The following is a 5408-nucleotide window of genomic DNA, read 5'->3' as shown; positions in this document are numbered from 1 at the left end:
TCATGGACAGTGTTGCGCCTTTAAGAGCCAGTTTTAGATTGTCGATAATATCATCGGGTAATTTTGAGAGATTGGCTAGGGTTCTTTTTTTGACTTGTTCTCCTTCTCGGTAGGACTCTCGAAGAAGAACGGCGGGAGGGGAATTACGGTTAGGAACTTTTTCTATATACATGGCTATCATTCTAGCAAAGGGAGAGAATTCTTGTCCATTAAGAAATGTTACAAAATACATGGGTACATTAAGATAAGTTAAGGGGGTGCATCCATTGATGGATAAGGGTTTTCAGCTATTGTGGTATATATGTATGGGGGAAGTTCAGTAATAAGGGTCGATGTGTTTTGGGTGGGATCGCGCTTTTGGTTAGTGTTGATAGAGAAAAGCAATGCTGGGTTTCCTGCCGTCAACCCAACCTACGGGCGAGGCGATCGCACTAGAATCTGTCTAACGTTCCTGCTGAACGGCTGCAAATAGCCTTTGCAACACAACCGATATCTTCCAACAGTCCGCTCCAGCAGGTTTGTTAGCCTGCTCGAAGCACTACAGTTGCACCTTGATTTGAGAGAGAGCAACCTCCTCTGATTTAATTGCTCGAATATACCGAAATTTCCATACCTCAGTGTTTTCAATTATTCTAAACCCTGCTGTCTCAAGACCTCTGACAAACCCTTGAATATCTTTAATACGGGAAGTTACTTCGTAAATCCAAAGTTGTCCATCAAGTTTGAGTGTACGGGATGCTTCTCGAATGTAATCACCAACGTTCAAGCCTATAAGTGACAAATTGAACATAGCAACGTCCAGACAGCTATCCTCCAATGGCACATGAGCCATATCACACTCAGTAACTGCATCATTGATAGCAATGAAATCAAAGTTATGAACCGTATGCTTGCCGATGAGAGCTTTAGCTATCAATGCTTCCCCACAACCAAAATCAGCCACAACTAAATCAGAGCGTTTCTGAAGCCACCTGATAGCCTCCTCATAAGGAATAACTGACCAAGTTTTTCGAGCTTCTTGATAAAGCGTATGGTATTGCATCCACTCTTCTGGATTGCCTTGTAATCGTTCGTAAGTAGTGTGACTGTAGCTATTACTCCAACGAGCATTCATACGGCTAAAGTCACCGTATTGAACATTACGGCGTCTAACATCTGATGGGTCAACATCTGGAAGTGGCACGAAAATTTTAGGGCGAATGACTGATTTTTGTTCACCTGACTTCAGGCGTTCCAGCCATTTACGCAAATCTCTAAATGCTTGGGATTCACTACGTAGCTGACCTTCAGGCATTACGCCATCAACCGCAGCATCAGCAACCGTCTGCTTGTTTTGCAATCGCGCTAATCGCCCTTCATCCCAACTCCACCGTTCTCCATCATCTAAACCATAAGTCACAGGCATGAGGATTGTGAGAGTATCATGAACTTGCCCCTGCCGATTTAATCGTCCTTCTAACTGCTCTAATTCGGCACTTGTCCAGGGTGGGATATTCAGAATCAAGCGATCGCAGACTCGCTGAAAACCATCGACACCAGTAGCCATAGCACTACTGGCAATCAGAATGTCAATAGAACCATCAATAAAACCGTTACGACCACTCTTATCCCCTCCCATGTGAAAACCAACAGTCCATCCCTCCGCCTCAATCGCCTCTTTTAACTGATCAACAATACCCTCAACATAATGCGTATAAATGATAGTTTTTGGGCGGAGTTCCTTGAGAATTGCTGGAATTCTGGCACGAGTAAGGATTTGCTCCATTTTTAAGATGGATGTGCCTTCTTCCCGAATTTCATCCACTAAGTAAGTACAATCTACTGGAAGTGTAACCCTCTTGATGTTGATTTTAGGCTTGACTCTAGAACGAATTCCCAGAGTTACAAACGCTTGATGCAAGCGCATACAATTGTTAAGCGTAGCTTTCTCACTCAAATCAGATCGCTCTACACCCGTTACTAATTCAACCAGGCTTTTACCTTCTTTCAAATTGTTAATAACAGGAGTTGCACTCATTCCAAGGACATGAAGATCAGGGTTCTTCTCGGCTGCGTTAGTGATCAGAGCAAGCACCATCTGTCGCCGTTTAGAAGGATCATCGCCCCGTTGTTTACAACGATGAATCTCATCCACGATGATGAAGTCAATTTGATATCGTTCTAGAAGTTGCCGAATATGAACAGGGGTTGAGGGCTGCTGGAACATCTCATGATTTAGGAGAATATAGTGATGTCCTCCTTCAACATCTGTCCAATGAGGATTAAAATTTTTGATAGTTACTCGGCTATCTGGAAAAACATGCTTAATTTCTCCGTGCCAGTTTGGCACCGTATCTAATGGACAGATAATGATTGTGAGATGGGCATCAATGATGCGGCTACTAAGGATGCCACCAATTGTTTTACCTGTGCCTGTCAACGAGAGATTTAACATTCGCTGCTGACTCCGTAGCCTTACCGCAGCTAGCTTTTGCATCAAGTTGGGGGGTGTGATTTTGCCATCAACTCGAAATGCCCAACCTGATGGAATTGCCATATCTCGCGCTTGGTTGTATTCGTCAAGAAATTGATCTCTCACCTGACGACCATAACCCTCGTCTGTAAACGCCTCAATTGCTCCGACGGCAGATTCATCTTCAAAAACTTCTGCCCAAATTCGATTACGCCTTGAAGCAATAAAGAAGTCAACTGCCTCTTGATCGGCTGAAGCAATAATCTTGCTACTCAAAAATTCCAGACTTTTCTGTACTTTTATTTGTGGTAGTTTGCCAGCTTCATCAAGCTCATCTTGAGAATCACTGCTTGCTTCAAAAAATTGAGATGCTCCAGATATATCTAATGACGGAGCAGTATCGATAATTTGTAATTCAGTATCAGCCTTGAGTATATCAACTGAATCAATTTCATTCTCAGAAACTTTTGTTTCCTTGCCTTGAATTACATCTCTAAGTTTCTGTCCTGTTAGCTTGCCCTTAATAATATTTTTTACAAGCTTGAGTCCTTCAGCATTTTTCGTATCCAAAACCCCTGATTGCTCAAAGATTTTATATAACTCCGCTTGAGTCAGATTGGGAATATGAACTTCTAAACTAGCGACGAATTGACGGATCGCTTCTAAAGTCCAGCCTAAGCCACAACGAGCACAACCACTATTCCCTACACTCCAAGAAGCTCTGACAATGCTCGTTATCTTAGATTTATACTCATACCCATCAATAGGGCATTTGAACCAAGCTTCCTTCTGGGAACCTTTAGTTACCTTGTCAGGAAATATGTCTAGTTTGTTATTCTTTTCATAATCCCAATACTGAGATACGTACTCAGGATACAGAGCTAATAATGATGTAGTCTCAGTAGCAACTAATCCTCTACACGCTGGGCAACCACTATTTCCTCTTTTCCAAGAAATCTTTATTGAGGTAAGAGAAGCTACCCATTCATGACCATCAATAGGACATTTAAAGAAAGCTTCTTTACTTGATCCAATAGTTAACTTCATTGGCTCAAGTCCTAGTTCATTATTAGCTTCATAGAACCAATACTTAGCGACTTCTTCAGGAAACTCAACTGCTATTGGATCTCTACGTTGCCATTCACCCTGCTTGCGTTCAGCAGTACCATTACAGACTCGACAACTGGCATTACCCTCTGACCACTGCTGATCTATTATTGAGTTAATGCTTGCTTGCCACTCATTTCCATCATGAGGACATTTGAACCATACTTTTTTATTACTTCCAAGAGTTAATTTTTCTGGGTCTAGGTTAAGTTTGTTATTTTTTTCGTAATTCCAGTATTGGCTAATAAGTTCCGGATAAACTTCTGTAAGGGCAGGTTGTTTTTCTGCCTTTTTCTTCCTACCTGCACACATCGGATATCCACTGGTTCCACTTCTCGTCCAGCTTGTAGTAATGCCCTTCGGCTTTTGCTTCCAGGAATGCCCATCAATCGGACATTTAAACCACACATCCTGGAGTGAAGTTCGGGCAGGAACATCTTCGGGCTTTAGATCTCCATTTTTCTCATAATCCCATAATTCTGCGACGCGCTCTGGATAAAGTGCAGCTAAGCTTCTCGAATAGAGTTCTTGCCTGGCACGTTCTTTCTTTTCCTGCTCGGCTGATGCTGCTGCTTCCTTACGCTCTTTCAAATATTCATGGAATGCAGGATTATCAATAAGAATTTGATGAACTCTTTGTTTACTTAACTCATGCTGCTCACCAATATCCCGAAAGCTTAATCCCTGTTTATAAAGTTCTAAAAACTGATTACTCTTTTCAAGCTTTGCCTGTTTTAGTTGAGTTGACCTGGGTGACTCTTTTTTCTGTTCACCATTTGTCTCAGACAAGGAATCTGATTCCTCATCATTTTGTTCTTGCCAAGCCTCGCAAACAGCTTGACCCAGTTCAGTGAGGAGAACTTGATCTTCCCTTAATTCAATAAGCCCTCTAGTCTGAAGGCTAGATAAAGTTTGTTGAGATTCTGTAGAATCAAGGTTAAATATCATTATGGGTTGAGAGGACTCGTATAGCGACTCAAGAGTAAGTCTCTGTTGCCTGCCCAATCTTTTTGTAGATTCTCGGATTTTGTGTGCATCATCCATAGCTTAATTTGAACAATTAGAGGTGCCTATGTACTAACTTGGCTCTTATGGATCTTGTGTGATAACAGTCTTACAGGGAATATGGTATGGTCTCATCACCCTTGTATTTTAAGGGGTTGCCTTAATTCTTAACAAAGCTTCACACACATAAACGTGAAGAACTCTAATGGCTCTTCTAGGTTCTGTGTGATCAGTTTAACTTACTATAGAAGCGATCAATCTTTGTGTCCTCTGTGTCTCTGTGGTTCCTTCCACTCGGTCTCGCGTAGCGAGCGCGTTGCGATCGCCAGTAGGACTGTATCTTAGAATACATTTTACCCACCAAATCCAAGAGAGTCTAACTATTATAATCTCATTTCTCTTTGTGATCAAGTTCAATATTTTCTAGTTTTTGACTGCTATAAATATTAATACTCATTGCATAAGTAAGATGCTCCCGACTGTTTTGAGTGAACAACCAATAAACTCAGCTATTTCTCGTTGAGTTTTTCCGTCGTTCAGCAAGAGAAACATTAAAATTCTTTACATCACTTCTGCTCTTTCTTCTTCTTTAAGAGCTTTTTGTAAGTTTTTCTGGCTCTTCGGGAATTGTTATGCAAATAATTAACTTAAAATAAAATTCGATGAGAGTGCCTACGCCTAAAAGTAGCTGAAATTCATACAGGAAAGGACTTAAGGCACAAATAGGTTAATACCAAAAGATAGACAATTGAGTTAAGATTTGATATAATAGCCAAAAACGAGATTATTTTACTTATGATACTTGACAAATTTTTGAACCTACAAGGAACCTGTATTCAAGGCT

Annotated in this window: 2 protein-coding genes and 1 pseudogene; all 3 read right to left on the bottom strand. The window is 41.1% G+C overall.

Annotated elements, in window-relative coordinates:
• Positions 1-172, bottom strand: a 172-nt coding sequence (locus O9323_RS06940) for an IS1634 family transposase N-terminal domain-related protein (protein ID WP_502846421.1), incomplete at its 3' end; no start/stop codon positions are given.
• A gap of 366 nt (positions 173-538) precedes the next feature.
• A complete protein-coding gene (locus tag O9323_RS06935; RefSeq protein ID WP_149106814.1) occupies positions 539-4603 on the bottom strand; it encodes a zinc-ribbon domain-containing protein in 4065 nt (1354 codons plus the stop codon).
• Positions 4604-5041: 438 nt separating this feature from the next.
• Positions 5042-5185 (bottom strand): annotated as a pseudogene (locus O9323_RS06925) (IS630 family transposase); the annotation flags it as partial.
• Positions 5186-5408: the final 223 nt, after the last annotated feature.

The sequence above is a fragment of the Microcystis sp. LE19-131.1A genome (genome assembly GCF_027532015.1).
Lineage (GTDB): Bacteria > Cyanobacteriota > Cyanobacteriia > Cyanobacteriales > Microcystaceae > Microcystis > Microcystis ichthyoblabe_A.
Note: the sequence above shows the minus strand (reverse complement) of the source record. Positions and strands in the feature narration are given on the sequence as shown.

Coding starts and splice junctions, on each gene's coding strand:
- O9323_RS06935 (WP_149106814.1), bottom strand. CDS start 4,603: ATGGATGATGCACACAAAATCCGAGAATCTACAAAAAGATTGGGCAGG.